This is a genomic window from Mesorhizobium sp. M2A.F.Ca.ET.067.02.1.1 (assembly GCF_004023285.1).
GTDB lineage: Bacteria > Pseudomonadota > Alphaproteobacteria > Rhizobiales > Rhizobiaceae > Mesorhizobium.
On sequence record NZ_RZSB01000037.1, the window covers coordinates 1 to 18,674 of the forward strand.

17 protein-coding genes and 2 pseudogenes are annotated in these 18,674 nt (G+C 65.3%); 6 read left to right on the forward strand and 13 right to left on the reverse strand.

All coding sequences use genetic code 11. The features are described from left to right. Positions 1-79: 79 nt before the first annotated feature. Positions 80-457, reverse strand: a complete 378-nt coding sequence (locus tag EOA28_RS05870; protein ID WP_127249642.1) for a winged helix-turn-helix transcriptional regulator — start codon at positions 455-457, stop codon at positions 80-82. A gap of 150 nt (positions 458-607) precedes the next feature. Here EOA28_RS05870 and EOA28_RS41095 point away from each other — a divergent pair. Together EOA28_RS41095 and EOA28_RS41100 are read left to right on the forward strand one after the other, a co-directional pair. After that, positions 608-802 (forward strand): annotated as a pseudogene (locus EOA28_RS41095) (nuclear transport factor 2 family protein); the annotation flags it as partial. Further along, a pseudogene (locus EOA28_RS41100) lies at positions 790-927 on the forward strand (SDR family oxidoreductase); the annotation flags it as partial. The pseudogenes EOA28_RS41095 and EOA28_RS41100, both read left to right, overlap by 13 nt. A 41-nt stretch (positions 928-968) precedes the next feature. Here the strand turns inward: EOA28_RS41100 and EOA28_RS05885 are convergent. Beyond that, entirely contained in the window at positions 969-1,271 is a 303-nt protein-coding gene (locus tag EOA28_RS05885) for a hypothetical protein (RefSeq protein WP_126080706.1), read from the reverse strand. Positions 1,272-1,743: 472 nt separating this feature from the next. Next, on the reverse strand, positions 1,744-3,240 hold the full coding sequence (locus tag EOA28_RS05890; RefSeq protein WP_127249643.1) for a CoA-acylating methylmalonate-semialdehyde dehydrogenase: 1,497 nt from the start codon (positions 3,238-3,240) through the stop codon (positions 1,744-1,746). 380 nt (positions 3,241-3,620) lie between these two features. Here EOA28_RS05890 and EOA28_RS05900 point away from each other — a divergent pair, with 380 nt between their 5' ends. Further along, positions 3,621-4,502, forward strand: a complete 882-nt coding sequence (locus EOA28_RS05900; protein ID WP_127249644.1) for a LysR family transcriptional regulator — start codon at positions 3,621-3,623, stop codon at positions 4,500-4,502. Here the strand turns inward: EOA28_RS05900 and EOA28_RS05905 are convergent. Then, positions 4,499-5,071: a hypothetical protein gene (locus EOA28_RS05905; protein ID WP_128314703.1), complete on the reverse strand. Its 573-nt coding sequence runs from the start codon at positions 5,069-5,071 to the stop codon at positions 4,499-4,501. The genes EOA28_RS05900 and EOA28_RS05905 overlap by 4 nt on opposite strands. Positions 5,072-5,304: 233 nt before the next feature. On the opposite strand from EOA28_RS05905, the gene EOA28_RS05910 reads away from it, so the two are divergent. Together EOA28_RS05910 and EOA28_RS05915 are read left to right on the forward strand one after the other, a co-directional pair. Further along, positions 5,305-5,745 carry a hypothetical protein gene (locus EOA28_RS05910; protein WP_127249646.1) on the forward strand — a complete coding sequence of 147 codons (441 nt, stop codon included), beginning with the start codon at positions 5,305-5,307 and terminating at the stop codon, positions 5,743-5,745. After that, the gene (locus EOA28_RS05915) at positions 5,742-7,904 is read left to right on the forward strand and encodes a phosphatidylserine/phosphatidylglycerophosphate/cardiolipin synthase family protein (RefSeq protein ID WP_127249647.1); all 2,163 of its coding nucleotides are present in this window, start codon (positions 5,742-5,744) and stop codon (positions 7,902-7,904) included. The genes EOA28_RS05910 and EOA28_RS05915 overlap by 4 nt, the downstream gene beginning before the upstream one ends. 43 nt (positions 7,905-7,947) lie before the next feature. On the opposite strand, the gene EOA28_RS05920 is transcribed toward EOA28_RS05915, so the two are convergent. The 8 genes from EOA28_RS05920 to rsfS form a co-directional block, all read right to left on the reverse strand. Continuing rightward, positions 7,948-9,210 carry a D-amino acid dehydrogenase gene (locus EOA28_RS05920; protein WP_127249648.1) on the reverse strand — a complete coding sequence of 421 codons (1,263 nt, stop codon included), beginning with the start codon at positions 9,208-9,210 and terminating at the stop codon, positions 7,948-7,950. An 88-nt stretch (positions 9,211-9,298) separates the two neighbouring features. Then, entirely contained in the window at positions 9,299-10,447 is a 1,149-nt protein-coding gene (alr, locus tag EOA28_RS05925; RefSeq protein WP_127386117.1) for an alanine racemase, read from the reverse strand. Between the two features lie 383 nt (positions 10,448-10,830). Further along, positions 10,831-11,346, reverse strand: coding sequence for an RNA pyrophosphohydrolase (locus tag EOA28_RS05935; protein ID WP_127253374.1), 516 nt, complete (start codon positions 11,344-11,346; stop codon positions 10,831-10,833). Between the two features lie 41 nt (positions 11,347-11,387). Continuing rightward, positions 11,388-12,578 (reverse strand): divergent polysaccharide deacetylase family protein, encoded by a 1,191-nt coding sequence (locus tag EOA28_RS05940; protein WP_127253373.1) that lies wholly within the window; start codon positions 12,576-12,578, stop codon positions 11,388-11,390. A gap of 187 nt (positions 12,579-12,765) precedes the next feature. Further along, a complete protein-coding gene (locus EOA28_RS05945) occupies positions 12,766-14,097 on the reverse strand; it encodes a S41 family peptidase (RefSeq protein WP_042645671.1) in 1,332 nt (443 codons plus the stop codon). 1 nt (position 14,098) lies between these two features. Next, entirely contained in the window at positions 14,099-15,424 is a 1,326-nt protein-coding gene (locus EOA28_RS05950; RefSeq protein WP_127253372.1) for a murein hydrolase activator EnvC, read from the reverse strand. Positions 15,425-15,568: 144 nt separating this feature from the next. Further along, positions 15,569-16,051, reverse strand: a complete 483-nt coding sequence (rlmH, locus tag EOA28_RS05955; RefSeq protein WP_126080695.1) for a 23S rRNA (pseudouridine(1915)-N(3))-methyltransferase RlmH — start codon at positions 16,049-16,051, stop codon at positions 15,569-15,571. A 62-nt stretch (positions 16,052-16,113) separates the two neighbouring features. Beyond that, positions 16,114-16,491, reverse strand: coding sequence for a ribosome silencing factor (rsfS, locus tag EOA28_RS05960; RefSeq protein ID WP_126080694.1), 378 nt, complete (start codon positions 16,489-16,491; stop codon positions 16,114-16,116). A gap of 242 nt (positions 16,492-16,733) precedes the next feature. Between rsfS and EOA28_RS05965 the strand changes: the two genes are divergently transcribed. Next, entirely contained in the window at positions 16,734-17,585 is an 852-nt protein-coding gene (locus tag EOA28_RS05965; protein ID WP_127253371.1) for a mechanosensitive ion channel family protein, read from the forward strand. Positions 17,586-17,589: 4 nt separating this feature from the next. On the opposite strand, the gene EOA28_RS05970 is transcribed toward EOA28_RS05965, so the two are convergent. Then, on the reverse strand, positions 17,590-18,674 hold a 1,085-nt coding region (locus EOA28_RS05970; RefSeq protein WP_128314704.1), incomplete at its 5' end, for an MFS transporter.

Here is an 18,674-nt window from a genome sequence, read left to right on the forward strand (position 1 = left end):
CTATGAAGCGCTGGCCATCGCCGCCGACAACCCCTTCGCGGCGCGTGTCGCCGCGGCCAAGTCGCGGTGAGGCGATCGATCAGCCTTCGGCAGGCTCCTTCCGAGCCGCCCACTTCAACAGGGCATCGAGAGCCGGGCACAGCGCCTGACCCCAGTCGGTCAGACAGTATTCGACCTTCGGCGGCACCTGGTGATGGACGATGCGGCGCACGATGCCGTCGGCTTCCATCTGCCTGAGTTGCTGGATCAGCATCTTTTGCGAGATCGCGGGAATGGCCCGCTCGAGATCGGAGAAGCGCAGCACCTTGCCGCCGAACAGGTGAAACAGGATCACCAGCTTCCACCGGCCTTCGAGAATGCGCAGCACGTTCTCGACGCCGATCGCCCCGGACGAAGGCGTCAGAAGCTCGGGCTCACTTTCAGGTAAGTACCTTACTTTTTTGTCGGTTCTTGTCATTTCCACAGCATACCTCATCTTAACGGCCGAGCAAGCGCCACGCGCCTCGAACGGCGCCGGCAACACACACGGAGACAAGCCATGGCCATAGACCTTCCCAGGCCGCTGACGATCTATTTAGCCGCCAAGAACCGTCACGACATCGACGGCATGCTGCTCCCGTTCTCGACGGATGCCACGGTCCGGGACGAAGGCGAGGTACATCGCGGATCGGCCGCTATCCTGGCCTGGATGGAAAGGACTACGCGCAAATACCGGGTGACGGTCGAAGTCGCCGACGCGACGGCCAATGGCAACGCATGGCGGGTAGCGGGCATAGTCTCAGGCAATTACTGGGCGGCATCCCGATCGGCCGGCCGGCATGGCCGCGGGAGATCGCCGAGCTGGTCGCCTTCCTGGTTTCGGATCGCGCATCGGCGATCCACGGCGCCGAATATGTCATTGACGGCGGTACGATACCGACGGTCTGAGCGGCATCCCGCCGCCAGGCTCGCTGCGGCACAGCCTTCGTTCAGGCGCCCGGCATCGCCGCCCTGATCGTCGGGCTGTCCCAGCCCTCGCCGACCGAGAGAACGCAACTTTGCCCCTTGGTGTCGGAGGCAAGAACCGTCCAGCTGCCCTGATCGGAAACGAAGATCTCCAGCACGACGTTCGGATTGATCAGGCCGCGCCCGGCCTCGGTTTCGTGGAACTTGTCGCCCAGCGCCTTGATGATGTCGGCGCGGGCCGCGCATTGCGCCGCCGCGCTTGCCGGGGCGGCTCCAAGGGTGATCGCCGCCGTCGCCAACATTGCCGCCACAACAAATCGTGTCATCTGACACCTCCTCGCGCCAGACGAGAACCCCGGCTGCCACCGGCGCTGTTCGGTTGCCTGCACGCATGGCAGGAATACAGCCTAAGGCGGATACCGGTCTGTTGGTTCCATCACACGGCGATGGAATTTTGGAAGGCGCGGATACGCTCTCGACGTGCCGTTCTTGGAATAATGCCCTGGATTGGACATGGAACCGAGAAGCGAGAGGGTCGACGCAGCATAAAAAGAAAGCGCGGTTGGCGCCGCGCTTCATTGAAGTCTCTTAGAAGACCGTTCGGCTAGTTCATCGTCGGAATGACGAACTCCGCGCCGTCCTTGATGCCTGCCGCGCGCCGCAGCCGAAGGCGAGGACGCGCAATCAGGAAACCGTCCGCTCAGTTCATCGTTGGAATGACGAACTCCGCGCCGTCCTTGATGCCCGCCAGCGCGCCCGCAGCCGAAGGCGAGGACGCGCAAGCAGGAAACCGTCCGGCTAGTTCATCGTCGGGATGACGAACTCGGCGCCGTCCTTGATGCCGGACGGCCAGCGCGAGGTGACCGTCTTGGTCTTGGTGTAGAAGCGGAACGCGTCCGGGCCGTGCTGGTTGAGGTCGCCGAAGGAAGACGCCTTCCAGCCGCCGAACGTGTAATAGGCGATCGGAACCGGGATAGGCACATTGACGCCGACCATGCCGACCTGAACGCGGCTGGCGAAGTCACGCGCCGCGTCGCCATCGCGGGTGAAGATGGCAACGCCGTTGCCCATCTCGTGGTCGTTGGCGAGCTTGATGGCATCCTCGTAGCGCGGCGCGCGCACCACCGAGAGCACCGGCCCGAAAATTTCTTCCTTGTAGATGCGCATGTCGGCGGTGACGTTGTCGAACAGGCAGCCGCCCATATAGTAGCCGTTCTCATAGCCCTGCATCTTGAAGCCGCGGCCGTCGACGACGAGGTTGGCGCCTTCCTTGACGCCGATATCGACGTAACCCTTCACGCGCTCCAGCGCCTGGGCCGTCACCAGCGGGCCGAAATCGGCGGAAGAATCCGTCGAGGGGCCGACCTTCAGGCTTTCGACGCGCGGCACCAGCTTTTCCATGAGCCGGTTGGCGGTGTCGTTGCCAACCGGGACCGCCACCGAGATCGCCATGCAGCGCTCGCCGGCCGAGCCGTAGCCGGCGCCGATGAGCGCGTCGACCGTCTGGTCCATGTCGGCGTCGGGCATGATGATCATGTGGTTCTTGGCGCCGCCGAAGCACTGCACGCGTTTGCCCGATGCGGTGCCGCGCGAATAGATGTAGTGGGCGATCGGTGTCGAGCCGACGAAGCCGATGGCCTTGATGTCTGGATCGTCGAGGATGGCGTCGACCACTTCCTTGTCGCCGTTGACGACGTTGAGGACGCCCTCGGGCAGGCCGGCCTCGATGAAGAGCTCGGCGATACGCAGCGGCACGCCCGGGTCGCGCTCGGACGGCTTCAGGATGAAGGCGTTGCCGCAGGCGATGGCCGGCGCGATCTTCCACAACGGGATCATGGCCGGGAAGTTGAACGGGGTGATGCCGGCGACGACGCCGAGCGGCTGGCGCATCGAATAGACGTCGATGCCGGGGCCGGCGCCGTCGGTGTACTCGCCCTTCATCATGTGCGGCGCGCCGATGCAGACCTCGACCACTTCGAGGCCGCGCTGGATGTCGCCGCGCGCGTCGGCGATGGTCTTGCCGTGCTCGCGCGCCAGGATGTCGGCCAATTCGTCATAGTCGCGGGCGACCAGCTCGAGGAATTTCATCAGCACGCGCACGCGGCGCTGCGGGTTGGTGGCTGCCCACTTCGGCTGCGCCGCCTTGGCGTTCTCGACCGCGGCGCGCAATTCCGCCTGCGAGGCCAGCGCCACCGTGCCGCGCACGGAGCCGTCCATCGGCTGCATCACATCCTGCTTGCGGCCGCTGGTGCCGGCGACACGCTTGCCGCCGATGAAATGACCGTATTCGATCATGTTTCTCTCCCTGGATTTGGTGATGGTTCCATTGTCTGCCTTTGCGGCGGCGATGGCAACGCGAGGAAGATCGCAACCGTTGTGCGGAAAATAGACAGCGGCAGTGAAGTGTGCATTAATTGTCGCAAATGACAGCACCGCAAGATATCCGCGCAAGGACGACAGATTGAGTTCCTTCGCGCCCCCCTCTGTCCTGCCGGACATCTCCCCCACTTGGGGGGAGATCAGCAGCTTTGCCGCCGGCACCATCTCCTGCAACGCTGGTGATTGGCGAAAGCCGGCGCGGCATCCAATCTCCCCCCTCGTGGGGGAGATGTCCGGCAGGACAGAGGGGGGCGCGACAGAACGCGGCCTTGGTTGTTATCACCAGGACCACCCCCATGAACTGGGATGACGTCCGCATTTTCCTCGCCGTGGCGCGAGCCGGCCAGATCCTTGGCGCAGCGAAACGCCTGGAGCTCAACCACGCCACCGTCTCGCGCCGCATCGCCGCGCTCGAGGAGGCGCTTCGCACAAAGCTCTTCCGCCGCCTGACCACCGGCAGCGAGCTGACGCCGGCCGGCGAACGCTTCCTCGACATCGCCGAGCGCATGGAAGGAGATATGATCGCCGCGCGCTCGACCATTGCCGGCGAGGGCGACGACGTTTCGGGAACCGTGCGCATCGGCGCGCCCGACGGATTTGGCGTCGCCTTCCTGGCAAAGCGGCTGGGCGAACTGACCGCGCAGCACCGTGAGCTCACCATCCAGCTTGTGCCGGTGCCGCGCTCCTTCTCGCTGTCCAGGCGCGAAGCCGATATCGCGATCACCGTCGAGCGGCCGACAGAAGGCCGGCTGGTGGCTGGCAAGCTGGTCGATTACACGCTCGGCCTCTTCGCCTCCCGCGCCTATGCCGAGGCCAATGGCCTGCCCAAAACGCCGGCCGAGCTCGCCCGGCACACACTGATCGGCTATGTGCCGGACCTCATCGTCAGCCCTTCGCTCGACTATGCCGCCGAATTCAGCCCCGAATGGCGCACCAGCTTCGCCATCTCCTCGGCGCTCGGCCAGGCCGAAGCGGTGCGCTCCGGCGCCGGCATCGGCATCCTGCACACATTCGTCGCCCGTTCGATGCCGGAGCTGGTACCGGTCGACATCGTCGCGCCGATCCGCCGCGCCTACTGGCTGGTCTATCATGAATCGGTGCGACCGCTGCGCCGCGTCCAGCTCGTCGCCAACTTCATCACCAAGGCGGTGGAACGCGAACGCGGCCTGTTCGCCTAATCCGCGTCGAGCACGAACGAGCTCACGATCTTGTCGGCCTGATCCGCAAGCGGCGCCCATTTGCGCGTCGCCTCATCGGCGCTGTCGCCGGTGACCCCGCAATCGATGAAGCCGTAATGCGAGCTGCGCAACGTCAGCGCGATGCGGGAATGGCCGTAGAAGCTGACATTGTCATCGGCATAGTGGAAATCCATATCGGCGATCCGCACCGGATAGCCGTCCGCGAAATGCGCCAGCCTGTCCTGGCTGAAGCTGGCAGACTGATAGGCGACGCCGACCGTGGTCTGCCAGTTGCTCATCTGCCAGTCTTTCTCCATGAACGCCCTGACATCAGGCGGATTGTCCGGAGCGGTCGGATCGTAGGCATTTTGCGAAACCCTGCAGGTCAGGCCTTTTTCGCCGGATTTGAGCTTGAGCCGGATGGTGTTGTCAAAGGCGGTTTCACTCGCCCATTCCTCGGGATAGGTCAGCGAAAAGCCGTGTTCCCTATCATGAAAGGTCTTGTCCGCGGCAAGCGCCGCCGCGGCGCAGGCCAGATATGCGGTCGCCGCCACTGGAAAAAGACGCATTGCAAAGTCCCCTCGCTGCCGCCGATCTTATCACAGGCAGTTGGTCGTTGCCGCCTTGCCTGCGCCACAAATTCAGCCACTGTGGCACCTGCGCGCCTGGTCATGCCGTGACCGGGCGCCAAAGCAATTCTAGGAATTGCGTCAGAACAAAAAGATAGAGCGGTTCGCCGTTTCCGTGAAACGGTGAAACGGTGAAACGCTCTGGGGATAATCTTCGAAACGCCGGCGGGGAAATGCGAGCCGTTCTTGCCATTCTGCCGCTGCTTTTTCTGTCGGACTGCGCCAATCCCTGGGCGAAGGTTCCGGAGGCGGAGCTGCCGAAGCCGGTCCGCTATGCCATGTCGCGGCCCTCGCCTTTCGTCATCGGCAATTATTGCGGCCCGGGCACGCGCACCGGCGATCTGTCGGCAAGGCCCGTCGACCGCCTCGATGCCGCGTGCCGGGTCCATGACGCCTGCTACATTGCAAGACACAATCATTGCGACTGCGACGGCGAGCTGGTCGCTTCAGCGCGGAAAATTCGAGACGACAGGACGGCGCCGCGCAAGATGCGCAACGAGGCCGAACTTCTGATCGCCACCTTCGCCTTTCCCGTCTGCCGGATCTTTCCGCAAGGCTTCCTGCCGCCGCGCGACCCCGCCGAGCTCAAAGCCGTGAGCGGAGCAGCCGGATGAGCCTCGGGTCTGCCGTCGCCAAGGCATTGCTTGGACTGGCGCTGACGGTGCTGGCCGGCTGCGCCGGCATGCCCGGACATTCGGCCTGCGCCTTCTTTCCGGGCGACGACGCCTGCGACCGCCTGCCCGTCTCGGCGGACAGCACCGGCGCCGGGATCGCTACAGCGCATTATTTCGCCAGCGACGGCAACAGCGCCTACGAGAAACGGTTCCAGGCGCTGCTCGCCCAGAGCCGTCTCGATGCGCTCGACCGCGCCAACGGCACTGGCCGCTTCGGCCGCGACTGGCGCGATGTCCAGAACAGCGGCTTCCATGCGACCTATCCGGCGCTGCAAGGGTTAGCGAGGCCGCTCGACGACACGGAACTCGCGCCCACCCCAGGCAAGCCGGGCCAAGCCCATTTCGCGGGGCGCTGGCGCATGTCTCGCCAGACCCTCTATCTCGATGCCGCCGCGCGGCCCTCGGCGCCCAAGACCTTCAGCTTCTCCGGCCTGCAGGCGCGCTCGGTCGAGATCGTGCTGCGCCAGGCAGGCCAGCAGCCTGTCGACATCGGCGGCACCTGCAACGGCCGGCTCGCGATCCGCGCACCAGGCCGATCCATGACCGTCGCCGCGGCCGCGCCATTCCATTTGAGCCTCCCGGTCGCCGAAACCTCCGTCAGCCTGTTTCCGGACCAGGCACTGACCCGCTGCGATCTGCGCGTCGGCTCCGCCCTGGCGCCGGCGGGCGCGCCGCTGACCTTGCTGCGCGAGGAGACCGCCGATCCCTGGATCACGGCTCTGGACAGCCGCTACGACCGCTGCCCGGTGCCCGATCCGGCGGGGATGGAAGAACTCGACCGTGTCTTTTATGCGAGCCGCTGGCTGTCGCAGACCTGCGCGCTGCCGCTGGGATCGCCGACCCTGCTGCGCAAGTCGCGCGACGGCTTCAATGCCAAGGTCGAGGCCCTGCTCGGCAAGAGGCTGCCGGACAGCGCCTTCGACAAAGCCGACCCAGAGCTGCCGCTCGATTTCTCCCACGCCCCGAAACTCAGGCTGATCTATCTGTCGTCACTGGAATTCAAGGCGGATTTCTCCGGCCGCGTGATGGAGCGGCTGATCCGCCATCACGCAGCGCTCGGCACCAAGGTGCGCATCCTGGTGACCGACGTGCTCGAGCGGGAGAAGGACGACGCCATGCTCCACCGCCTGGCATCGGAGTTTCCCAATGTCGAATTGCAGGAATATCGCTGGCAGGCCGATCACGGCGCGCCGTTCGACGAGCAGATTTCACAGCTGCACAAGACCCATCACGTCAAGATGCTGGCGACGCTGGCCGAACAGCCCGGGCGCTCGCGCGTCATCATCGGCGGCCGCAACATCCATGACGGCTTCCTGTTCCATCGGCCGGTCGACCTGACCCGCTATCCGGACCTCGAGCAATACGGCAAGACCGACGGCTTCTCGCTGAATTACTATTCCAACTGGAGCGACTTCGATATGGAGATCGCCGACCCGGCGACGGTCGAGACGCTGGCCGCGCATCTGTCGACCATCTGGCTGCGCGACGCCGACACCAACCTGTCGCGGCCGTTCTCCATTCCGGTCCGTTCCCGGGCGGCCCCGCGCGGCGTGGCGCGGCATTTCATTTCCGTGCCCTATGAGGATGGGCACGCGCTGGAGGCCTATTTCGTCGAGCTGATCGACACCGCCGAGCATCGCATCGAGATCGTCAATCCCTACCTCAACCTGACGCCCGATATCGCCCGCGCCTTCGACGGGGCGCTGGCCAGGGGCGTGAAGATCGACGTCGTCGGCCGCATCGACCTCAAGGGCGATATCGGTGGCCGCTTCCTCACTGCGCTCAACAAGCTGTTCGTCGAGAAATATGGCGATCGCATCGACATCCGCGAGTTCAAGGCGCCCGACGTCGTGCTGCATTCCAAGATCATGATGATCGACGAAAGGCTGGTCGCCATCTCATCGGTCAACCTCAACAACCGCAGCTTCTTCCATGACTCGGAGAACGGCATGGTCGTGCTCGATCCGGCCTTCTACGCCAGGATGAAGCCGATCTACCAGGATTACGTTGCGCATTCACGGCCGGTCGCCACCAATGTCACGATCGGCTGGGCCTACCGCCTGCTGTTCAGCGACAATTGGGTCAGAGAGGCGTTCTGAGGGATTGAAGCGCGCCGTCTCGATTCCATACCGAGCAGCGCGCTTAAATAGGTTTCAGATACCGCTCCGGGCTCAGATCGCGCGCGTTGATCTCCGGGACCCGGTTGGACATGATGTCGGCCAGCACCTTGGCCGAGCCGCAGGCCATGGTCCAGCCGAGCGTGCCGTGGCCGGTGTTGAGATAGAGATTGGCGACCTCGCTCAGTCCGACCAAGGGCGGTCCGTCCGGCGTCATCGGCCGCAAGCCGCACCAGAAGCTCGCCGCCTTGAGATCGCCGCCGCCGGGGAAAAGATCGCCGACCGAGTGTTCGAGCGTGCGGCGGCGCGATTCATGCAGGCGAAGATCATAGCCCGAAATCTCCGCCGTACCGCCGACGCGGATGCGGTCGCCGAGCCGGGTGATCGCCACCTTGTAGGTCTCGTCCATCACGGTCGACACCGGCGCGGCCTCGGCATTGGTGATCGGCACGGTGATCGAATAGCCCTTGACCGGATAGACCGGAATGGGTCGTCCCAGCTTGCGCATGAATTGCGCCGAATAGCTGCCCAGCGCCATCACGAAGGCGTCGGCGGATTTCCATCCGCTGTCGGTGAGCACATTGGTGAGGCGGTTCCGGTTCCTGACGACTTTCCGGATGGTCGAGCCGTATTCGAAGGTCACGCCCCGCGCCACGCAGAGCTCAGCAAGCTTGTCGGTGAACATCTTGCAATCGCCGGTCTCGTCGCCCGGAAGCCTGAGGCCGCCGACGAGTTTGTCGCGCACGGCGGCGAGCGCCGGTTCGGCGGCGACACAGCCGTCGCGGTCGAGGATCTCGTAGGGCACGCCGTATTTCTTCAGCACCTCGACGTCGCCGCCGGTGCCGTCGAGCTGCTTCTGCTTGCGGAAGAGCTGCAGCGTGCCTTTGGCCCGTTCGTCGTAGGTGATGCCGGTCGCCTCGCGCAGTGCCTTCAGCGTGTCGCGACTGTATTCGGCAAGCGGCACCATGCGCGACTTGTTGAGCGCATAGCGCTCGGCCGTGCAGTTGCGCAGCATCTTCAGCAGCCAGGTCCACATATTCGGGTCGAACGCCGGCCGCACCACCAGCGGGCCGTATTTCGTCAACAGCCATTTGACGGCTTTGATCGGAACGCCCGGCCCGGCCCAGGGCGAGGCATAGCCCGGCGACACTTCGCCGGCATTGGCGAAGCTGGTTTCGAGCGCCGGCCCCGGCTGGCGATCGTAGACGGTCACTTCATGACCGGCCTCGGTGAGGAAGTAGGCGGTGGTGACCCCGATCACGCCGCCGCCCAGCACGATGACTTTCATTCTATCTCCCTCAAGGGCCGTGCACGCGGAGGCGCTGTGGCTCGTTCATCTGTGTGCCGGATTTTGCGGCGCCCGCCAAGGGGCGCGGTCAGGCGCCGACGTAGCGGCGGTGGAAGCGCGTGCCCAGGCTGGTCAGTATCTCGTAGCCGATGGTGCCGGCGTGGCCGGCCGCGTCGTCGACGCTTTGCGAGGGGCCGATGAGCTCGACGAGGTCGCCCTCGCCGAGCCTGCCTGCCGGAAGCGCCGAAATGTCGAGGATGATCGAATCCATCGACACGCGCCCGACGAAGGGCAAACGCACGCCCTCGAACCAGGCGGCCGAGGCGGCGCGCCGGTGCCAGCCGTCGCCATAGCCCAGCGAAATGGTCGCCAGCCTGAGCGGCCCGTCCGCCTGGTGGGTGTGGCCATAGCCGATGCCTGTGCCGGCGCCGATCTCACGCGTTTGCGCCACCTTGGCTTCCAGCCTTATCACCGGCAGCATCGGATTGGCTTCGTGGGGTGTCGGGTTGACGCCGTAGAGCGCGGCTCCGGGACGGGCGAGATCGTAATGATAGGCAGGTCCGAGAAAGATGCCCGACGAGTTGGCCAGGGAGGCGGGCGCCGCGGGCAGCATCTTGCGCAATCGGTCGAATTCGTGCCGCTGCTTCTCGTTGGCCGCCTGTTGGGGCTCGTCGGCGCGGGCGAGATGGCTCATCACAAAACGGATGTCGATGCCGTCGAAGGCGCCGGCCTCGCCCGCGACCGCCTCGACGTCCGTCGGCGCCATGCCGAGCCGGGCCATGCCGCTATCGACCTGGATGGCGGCAGGCAGGCTCCGGCCCGCGCTCCGCGCGGCCTGGCGCCAGGCCTTCAGCTGGACGGCGCTGTTGACGACCGGGCAAAGTCCGGCCGCTTGCGCTTCCGGTTCCGAACCCGGAGGCAGTCCGTTCAGCACGAAGATGTCAGGTCCGGGCCCGATCGCGTTGCGCAGCGCGATGCCCTCGTCGGGCAGCGCGACGAAGAAGATGTCGCAGCCCTCTTTCGCCAGCGCCGAGGCCACTTGGGCGGCGCCAAGTCCATAGCCGTCTGCCTTGAGCACGCCGGCGCAGCGAACGCCGCCCAGCCGCGCCTTCAACCGGCGATAGTTTTCCCGGATGGCGCCAAGATCGATCGTCAGGATCGCGCCGGCGGCCGCCTCGCTGACCGTCGAACCATTGGCAGCGACTGTTTGCAGCGAAGTCACTTCGGCATCACTCATCAAGGCAATCGTCGCAGGCGGTTTGCAATTGTTGCGGCGACGCACGACTTTGGACGCTGGCGCCGCCCCTCACCTGCCTGCCGGCATCCTCTCCCCGTATAGTGACGGGGAGAGGGGCGCTGTCGCCGCCGATTTCGCCAATCACCAACGTCGCAAGAAGCGCGCCGAGGCTGCGGCCAGCCCCTTCTCCCCGTCACCATACGGGGAGAAGTGCCCGGCAGGGCGATGAGGGGCAGCGCCGACGCTCCGCTAAAGTGCGCTTGCCGCGCGTGGTTCATGTTTGCCTCTTTGCCTGCGGCGCATCCGCATTAACAAAGCATGATCTCGACTACGGTGCCAACCTCTTCGCTTGCCGAACGTAGTTGGAAGCAAGCCTGCCACGTCTAGCGAGTCAAATGCTGGAACGCTGCCACCACCTGCTCATAAACCTTGCGCTTGAACGGCACGATCAGCTCGGGCAGCTCGCGCATCGGCCGCCAGGCCCATTCGTCGAATTCGGCCGTGTGGCCGCCGGGCGGCGGATTGATCGCGATCTCACTCTCATCGCCCTCGAAGCGGTAGGCGAACCATTTCTGCGTCTGGCCGCGATAGCGGCCCTTGAAGGCGACGCCGACCAGATGCGGCGGCAGGTCGTAATTGATCCAGCGCGGCGCCTCGGCAAGCAGCGACACGCTGCGCATGCCGGTTTCCTCATAGAGCTCGCGGCCCGCGGCCTCGATCGGCTCCTCGCCCTTGTCGATGCCGCCTTGCGGCATCTGCCAGAGCTGCGTGGTGCCTGCGAACTCGCTGTCCGGCTCGGCGATGCGGTGTCCGACCCAGACCAGGCCGGCTCTGTTGAGGATCATCAGCCCGACGCAGGGACGGTAAGGCAGCGTTTCGGGATCGATCGTCTTGGCCATGGGTCAGCGTTCCAGGATTGAATGCAGCGAGGCGGGTAGCGTTAGCCCTTTTGCGGATCTATGGCCACAGCCGAGATCGGCACGATCTCGATGCCGCGCTTCTTCGCCTCAGCGATCCAGGACGTCACAGTGTCGACGGTGATGTCGAAGGCCGAACCGATGCCGACTGCGCTGCCCTTGGCCCGCGCCGTGGCTTCGAGGCTGTCCAGCTTCTTGAGGATTTCGCCGCGGTCCTGCACGGCGTCGATCGCCATGTCGCCGGCGACGAACGGCATGCCGTCCTTCAGCGCCAGGTCAGGCGCGACGCTGCGCGAAGACGAGCCGTCATCGATATAGGCAAGGCCGCGCTTGCCGAGCTCAGCCATGAAAGGCTCCATCGCCGAGGCATCGGCCGAGAAGCGCGCCCCCATATAGTTCATGACCCCGGTATAGTTCGTGGTCCTGGACAGCGCCCAATGCAGGCTCTTCAGGTTTTCGTCCGCGCTGGCCGACACCGTCAGCGTGTTGCGGCCGGGATTGACGTTGGGATAATCGAACGGCTCGAGCGGCACCTGCATGACGATCTCATGCCCGCTCTGCCTGGCCGCCTGCATCCAGCGGCCGATGCTGTTGCCTTGCGGCGCAAAGGCCAGCGTCACCTCGGCCGGCAGCTTGGCGATCGCGGCCTGCGTGCCGGTCTGCGAGACGGCGAGCCCGCCGATCACGATCGCCACCCGTGCGCCGCGCGCGCCCGACCACGGCCGGGCATAGACGTCGAAGGGCCGCCTGCCATCGGCGGAGCGCATCGGCAGCGGACCGGTCTCGCTGGCCTCGATCAGCGCCCCGTCCGGGATATGCGCGACCTTGAGGTTCTGGCCGAGCGTCGACGGATCGCGGATGACGATCGCCGCTTTCGGCGGACTGTCGCCTTCCTCGGTCTGGACGTGGATGATCTGCGGCCCGCCGCTCTTCATCGGGGTGCTGGCCTGCGGCGTCGCGGCCGCAACCGGAGCCGGTGCGGCAGGCGGCGCGGGTGTGGTGGGGGCCGCGACAACCTTCGGCGTGGAAACCGCCACGTCTTGCGGTTTACGGAACGGCTTGTCGCGCAACGCGATCGCGCCGGAAACGCCGATCACGGCAAGCACGGCCAGCACAGCGGCAAGCGTGCCGCCGCTGATGCCGCGAGAAGCACGCCGCTTGGGCTGGAGCTTCTGTCCAAGCGGGCGTTCGATATCCTTGCCGATGTCTGCCAAGTTAAGTTCCCAACACGCCCGTGAATGTCACGTTAAACGTGAAATCCTGCGCAATCCTCGGCGCGATACCCCAGACGCGTGGCGCCCCAGCCGCGGTCCCCGAATCAAACTGCCGGGACCTCGCGGTCCCGGCAGCATCGCATTGCTTCGCTTGGCGGGCCAGAGCCTTGCTCCGGCCGTGACGGCCTTACTGGTTCAGCACGGCCTTGTCAGGGTTCGGAGGGAAGGCCGGATCGGTCTTCTCGCCGCGCAGCAGCTGCTCGGCATAGATCAGCTGCAGATCGTCCTTCGGATCTGGCGGCACATAGGCGGCCGAGCCAGAGCCGGTCGAGCTCTCGTCGGCGCCCTTGATGTGGCCCTTGAGGTCGGATTCGCCACGAGTCAGGTCGCGGCCCTGCAGATCCGGCGGCAGCGGCTGGTCGACCTTTATGTCGGGCGTGATGCCCTTGCCCTGGATCGACTTGCCCGACGGCGTGTAATAGAGCGCGGTCGTCAGCCGGAGCGCGCCATTCTCGCCGAGCGGGATGATGGTCTGCACCGAGCCCTTGCCGAAGGATTGCGTGCCGACCACCGTGACGCGGCGCAGATCCTGCAGCGCGCCGGCGACGATTTCCGAGGCGCTTGCCGAACCGCCATTGACCAGCACGATCATCGGCTTGCCGTTGATGTCGTCGACCTGTTTCGGCTTGGCGTCGAAGCGGGTGACGTCCTTCGGATCGCGGCCGCGCGTCGAAACGATCTCGCCGCGCTTGAGGAATGCGTCCGACACGCTCACCGCCTGGTCGAGCAGGCCGCCCGGGTTGAGGCGCAGGTCGAGCACATAGCCCTTCAGCTTGTCGTTCGGCACCTGCTTCTTGATGTTCTCGATGGCGTTCTCGAGATCGTCATAGGTCTTTTCGGTGAAGGAGGTGATCTTCATGTAGCCGATGTCGTTCTCGACCCGGTACTTCACCGCCTTGACCTTGATGATGTCGCGCACCACCGTCAGCTCGATCGGCTTGTCGGCACCCTGGCGCAGGATGGTGAGCTTGATCGGCGTGTTGACCGGCCCGCGCATCTTCTCGACCGCGTCATTGAGGGTCAGGCCGCGAACCTCTTCGCCGTCGATCTTGGCGATATAGTCGCCGGCAAGCACGCCCGCCTTGGCGGCCGGCGTATCGTCGATCGGCGTGATCACCTTGACCAGGTCGTTCTCCATGGTGACCTCGATGCCGAGGCCGCCGAACTCGCCCTTGGTCTGCACGCGCATGTCCTGCGCCTGCTCGGCATTCATGTAGGAGGAGTGCGGGTCAAGCGAGGCCAGCATGCCGTTGATGGCATTCTCGACCAGCGATTTGTCGTCCGGCGGCGTCACATAATTCGCGCGCACGCGCTCGAAGATGTCGCCGAAGATCGCCAGCTGCTTGTAGGTTTCCGAACCCGCAGCATTCGCCGCCGAACCCGGTGTGCCGTAGACCAGGCTCATTGCCGATGCGCCCATCAGCGCGCCGGCAAACAGAAGCGACAGTTTCCGCATCATTTCACGTCCTTCCAGAGAATCGATCCGCCCACCATGGGGCCGGATCGACGGGTTTTCCATCCTTGCGGAACTCGACATAGAGTTCCGACGCCGAATTTTCATTCCGCGAGGCCGAGGTGCTTGCCACCCGGGCCTCTCCCATCGCGCCGATCGGCTCTCCTGCGAGCACCGACTGTCCGGTCGCGACGCTGATTCTGCTCATCCCCGCCAGGACGACATGATACCCATCGCCCGCATTGAGGATCAAGAGTTGACCGTAGCTGCGAAACGGCCCCGCATAAAGCACGTTTCCATCCGCCGGTGCGGTGACGATGGCCCCCGATTGTGTCGCAACCATGTCGCCCTGCATCGCCGCGCCATTGCCATCGTCGGTGCCGAAACGCCGCTTGATCTTGCCGATGACCGGCAGCGCGATCTGGCCTTGCAAGGCCGAAAACGGCGCCGACCCCGTGAGGCGGTTGGCCTCCGGCACCGGCAACGCGGCGAGCTCGGTCGTCGAGGCCATCGTGTCGCTGTCGGTCGATTTCCGCTCGCCCGCCTTGGCCTGGTCCTGCGCCTTGTCGGCTTCGAGCGAAGCGATCAGGTCCTTGAGGCTGCTCGCCTTCGCCGCCAGCTCCTGCGAGTGCCGTTGCTCGGCCGCCATCGCGGTCTGGGTATCGGCCTGCAGCTTCTTCTTGGCCTCGAGCAGCATGGTGAGCCGCTTCTTCTCCGCCGTCTGGTCCGTGACGGCGGCGGTGAGCCGCGCCCGTTCCGCCTCGATCGAGGCCGTCACCCGCGTCTGCTCCTTGAGATCGGCCATCAGCCGGTCGGTCTGCTGGCGCAGTTCCGGCACCACGGCGCCGAGCAGGATGGCGCTGCGCACCGACGACAGCGCGTCTTCCGGCTTGACCAGGATCGCCGGCGGCGGATTGAGCCCCATGCGCTGCAGCGCGCCGAGCACTTCGGCCAGCACGTCGCGCCGCGCCATGAGTGAAGCGCGCAGCTTCTGTTCCTCGTCCTTCAGCCCTTCGAGCTTGGCGCCGATGTCCTCGATGTCCTGGCCAAGCTTCTGCTCCGTCATAGCCGACTGAATCAGCGCCGCGGTGATCGAGGCATAATCCTTGCGCACCGAGGCGATGTCGGCGGCGAGCTTGGCCAGCCGCTCCGATGACAGCGTGATCTCCTTGGAGACCTGCTCGTATTCGGTCCGGCTCTGATCGGGATCCGGCGCCGCGTCCAGCGTGTTCTCGGTCGCCCGGACCGGCCCGAGCGCGACCACGGCGGCGACAAGGGTCAAGCCGCAGCGGCTGCGCCAGGCGCGTATGATCGGGTACCAGCCTTCAGACATCAGGCCCCTAACCTATCCGCCGCTTCGTTAACGAACCATCAACCATGTTGGAAGCGCCCTACTCCAGCAGTGATGTTCAGCCTTTGAGGCGAAAATCCGAGCCGGGATAAGCAATCCCCAGCTTTTGGAGATGGCAAGCGCCATTCACGACCGATGATAGGGATGACCCGCCAGGATCGTCCCGATCCGGTAGAGCTGCTCGCCCAGCATCACGCGCACCAACTGATGCGGCCAGGTCAGCGCGCCGAACGACAGCACCAGGTCCGCCTGCTCGCGTAAGGATTTGTCATGGCCATCGGCGCCGCCAATGGCGACGACCAGCGACTTGCGGCCGCCGTCGCGCAACTGGCCGATGCGGGCGGCAAGGTCCTCCGACGAAAGCGACTTGCCGCGCTCATCAAGCAGGATGAGGACGGTTCCGGCCTGCAACAGGCCCTGAAGCTTCTGGGCTTCCTCGCGGCGGCGCTCGTCGGCGCTCTGTCCGCGGCTTTCGGGGACCTCGACAATGCCGGCAAATTCCAGCCCGACCGCGGGCCCGCTCTTGGCGAAGCGCTCGAAATAGCGGTCGGCGAGTTCTCTCTCGGGGCCGGTCTTCATCCGGCCCACGGCATGAACGGTGATCTTCATCCTCGCCCCGGCGAGCTTGTCTCAGCGCATACCGTGATGGTTCACGGCACGCGGATCAAGGCTCAGTGCAAGGTCTCTTCCTCGAGGTCCGGCGCCTGCCACATCTTTTCGAGATTGTAGAATTCGCGGACTTCGGGGCGGAAGACATGGACGATGATGTCGCCCGAATCGATCAGGACCCAGTCGGCGCTGGCCAACCCCTCGACGCGCGCATTGCCGAGACCGGCATCTTTCAGCGCCTTGAGGAGATGATCGGCGACAGCCGAGACATGACGGTGCGATCGGCCCGAGGCGATGACCATATAGTCGCCGAGGCTCGATTTTCCCTGGATGTCGATTGAGACGATGTTTTCGGCCTTGGAGTCTTCCAGACTGGCAAGGACTGTGTCGATGGCGAGGCTAGCGGCGGCGTTGCCGCTGATCCCGGCCGGCGAAGGCATGATATCAGCCTTCTTCCGCAGTGCTGTTCTCAGTGTGTTTCCTTTCCCAACAAGAACAACCAAATCACCATGCAAATCAGGTGACACCACTTAGATAGGCAGAGTTCCATTGCAGTTTCAAGACGACGGCCGCTTTTGCTCGGCCGCGCCTGGTCCGGACCGCTGTTTTAGCAGTGCCTGAAAAGCGGGAACTGATCCGGAATGCGCGGGTTATCGGCGCACCGACCAACGGGATCCCCGCCATGCCCACCGACCCGCAAAGCGCCCTCATCACCATCCAGGCCGGGCTCGCGCAGCTCAGCACCTTGATCGTTTCCTATTCCTTCTCGGCCATCGGCGCCGTGATCCTGCTGGTTCTCGGCTACCTCGTCGCCGGGCTTGCCGAACGGTCGATCTATGCCGGCCTCGGCCACATCCACGGCTTCGACGAGACCTTGCGGCATTTCTTCTCCCAGGTCGTGCGCTACGCTATCCTGATCCTTGTCGTCATCATGGTGCTTGGCCAGTTCGGCGTGCAGACGGCCTCCATCATCGCCGCGATCGGCGCCGCCGGCCTGGCCATCGGACTGGCATTACAGGGCACGCTGCAGAACATCGCCGCCGGCATCATGCTTCTGGCGCTCAGGCCCTTCCGCATCGGCGAGAATGTCGAGGTCGGCGCGATTGCGGGCACTGTCGAGGAGATCGGCCTCTTCGCCACCAAGCTGCGCACCGCCGAGGGCGTCTACATACTGGCGCCCAATTCGACTTTGTGGAACCAGCCGGTGCGCAACTTCACCCGCAACGGCGTGCGCCGCACAGACGTGACCTTGAGCATCGGTTCGTGGAACGATATCGACCGCGGGCAGAAGACGCTGCTTGCCATCGCCGGCGCCGAAAGGCGCATCCGGCGCGAACCGCCTCCGATCGCCTTCATCGCCAGTGTCGGCGACGCGACGGTTTCGCTCACCTTGCGCTACTGGACATCGGCCGCCGACTATTTCTCGACACAGATCGACATGACCAAGCGCGCCAAGCAGGCCTTCGACAGGGAAGGCATCTCGATCCCGCTGCCGCCGCCGGAAGTGCCGGCGCCGGAAGCGCGCAAGCAGTAGCGGCTCAATCCTGGCGGGGCTTATCGTCCGGCGCGAAGGCGAGTTCCACCGGCAGCGGCGTCTGCGCCGACATCGGCGCGAAACTGCCGCTTGTGGCCGCGGGTGTCGGCCGGCCCGCCGCCACGCGCCACAGCACGAACAGGCAGAAGGCCGACGCAATCACGATCCCGACATAGATGAAGGTCGCGGTGCCGAAGACGGCGGAAAGCGCCGTCACGATGCCGGGCACGATGAAGCCGGCCAGCGACCAGGCAAACAGCATCGAGCTCGACAGCGCCAGAAGCTCGTCCTTGGCGGCCCGGTCGGCGGCATGCGCGCTGGACAGCGCGTAGATCGATTCCGACGCCCCGTCCCAGATCAGATAGATCACCACCAGCGCCACCAGCGCGCCGCCGTCGAAGACGATGGCCAAGGTGCTGGCGACGACCGCCAGCGCCGCCGCCCCGGCCAGCACGTAGCGCCGGTCGGTGCGGTCCGAAATCCAGCCGAGCGGAATCTGCAGGATCAGCGTGCCGACCGGCATGGCCGACAACAGCAGCGCCACATCGGCCTGGTTGTAGCCCTTGGCGGTGGCGTGGATCGGCGCGAAGCCGGAAACGATCATCGACAGGCCGCCAACCGCCAGCATGCCGGCGACGCCGACCGGCGAGATGCGCCAGGCGCGGCGCAGCGCGACCGACGCCGCCTGCGGCGCCGGCGGCTGCGCAAGCCTGGTCATGCCGACCGGCAGGATGGAGAGCGCGGTGAAGGTGATGCCGATCAGCGACGCGGCGGCCGAGTGGATGTCGACCAAGGCGAGCGTCGCGTAACCCACGCCCAGCCCGGCAATATAAGCGACATAGAACACTGCCATCACCCGGCCGCGGATCGAATTCGGCAAGGCATCGTTCAGCCAGCTCTGCGCGACGATGAACAGCCCGCAGATGGCGAAGCCGTAAAGCGCCCGCGCGGCGATCCACAAAAGCGGGATCGGCCCGGCGCCGATCGCCGCGTTGGAAAGCGCGATCAGCGCCGAAAGCACCATGAAGGCGCGGGCGTGGCCGACGCGCCGCACCAGCGGCCCGGTCAGGATGCAGCCGGCCAGTCCGC

Excerpts from the sequence above, each read along its gene's own strand:
- EOA28_RS05950 (WP_127253372.1), bottom strand. The coding sequence starts at position 15,424 with ATGTCTGAAGGCTGGTACCCGATCATACGCGCCTGGCGCAGCCGCTGC.
- alr (WP_127386117.1), bottom strand. The coding sequence starts at position 10,447 with ATGAGTGATGCCGAAGTGACTTCGCTGCAAACAGTCGCTGCCAATGGT.
- rsfS (WP_126080694.1), bottom strand. The coding sequence starts at position 16,491 with ATGCCTTCGCCGGCCGGGATCAGCGGCAACGCCGCCGCTAGCCTCGCC.
- EOA28_RS05935 (WP_127253374.1), bottom strand. The coding sequence starts at position 11,346 with ATGGCCAAGACGATCGATCCCGAAACGCTGCCTTACCGTCCCTGCGTC.
- EOA28_RS05915 (WP_127249647.1), top strand. The coding sequence starts at position 5,742 with ATGAGCCTCGGGTCTGCCGTCGCCAAGGCATTGCTTGGACTGGCGCTG.
- EOA28_RS05920 (WP_127249648.1), bottom strand. The coding sequence starts at position 9,210 with ATGAAAGTCATCGTGCTGGGCGGCGGCGTGATCGGGGTCACCACCGCC.
- EOA28_RS05965 (WP_127253371.1), top strand. The coding sequence starts at position 16,734 with ATGCCCACCGACCCGCAAAGCGCCCTCATCACCATCCAGGCCGGGCTC.
- EOA28_RS05870 (WP_127249642.1), bottom strand. The coding sequence starts at position 457 with ATGACAAGAACCGACAAAAAAGTAAGGTACTTACCTGAAAGTGAGCCC.
- EOA28_RS05905 (WP_128314703.1), bottom strand. The coding sequence starts at position 5,071 with ATGCGTCTTTTTCCAGTGGCGGCGACCGCATATCTGGCCTGCGCCGCG.
- EOA28_RS05900 (WP_127249644.1), top strand. The coding sequence starts at position 3,621 with ATGAACTGGGATGACGTCCGCATTTTCCTCGCCGTGGCGCGAGCCGGC.
- EOA28_RS05885 (WP_126080706.1), bottom strand. The coding sequence starts at position 1,271 with ATGACACGATTTGTTGTGGCGGCAATGTTGGCGACGGCGGCGATCACC.
- EOA28_RS05945 (WP_042645671.1), bottom strand. The coding sequence starts at position 14,097 with ATGATGCGGAAACTGTCGCTTCTGTTTGCCGGCGCGCTGATGGGCGCA.
- rlmH (WP_126080695.1), bottom strand. The coding sequence starts at position 16,051 with ATGAAGATCACCGTTCATGCCGTGGGCCGGATGAAGACCGGCCCCGAG.
- EOA28_RS05890 (WP_127249643.1), bottom strand. The coding sequence starts at position 3,240 with ATGATCGAATACGGTCATTTCATCGGCGGCAAGCGTGTCGCCGGCACC.
- EOA28_RS05910 (WP_127249646.1), top strand. The coding sequence starts at position 5,305 with ATGCGAGCCGTTCTTGCCATTCTGCCGCTGCTTTTTCTGTCGGACTGC.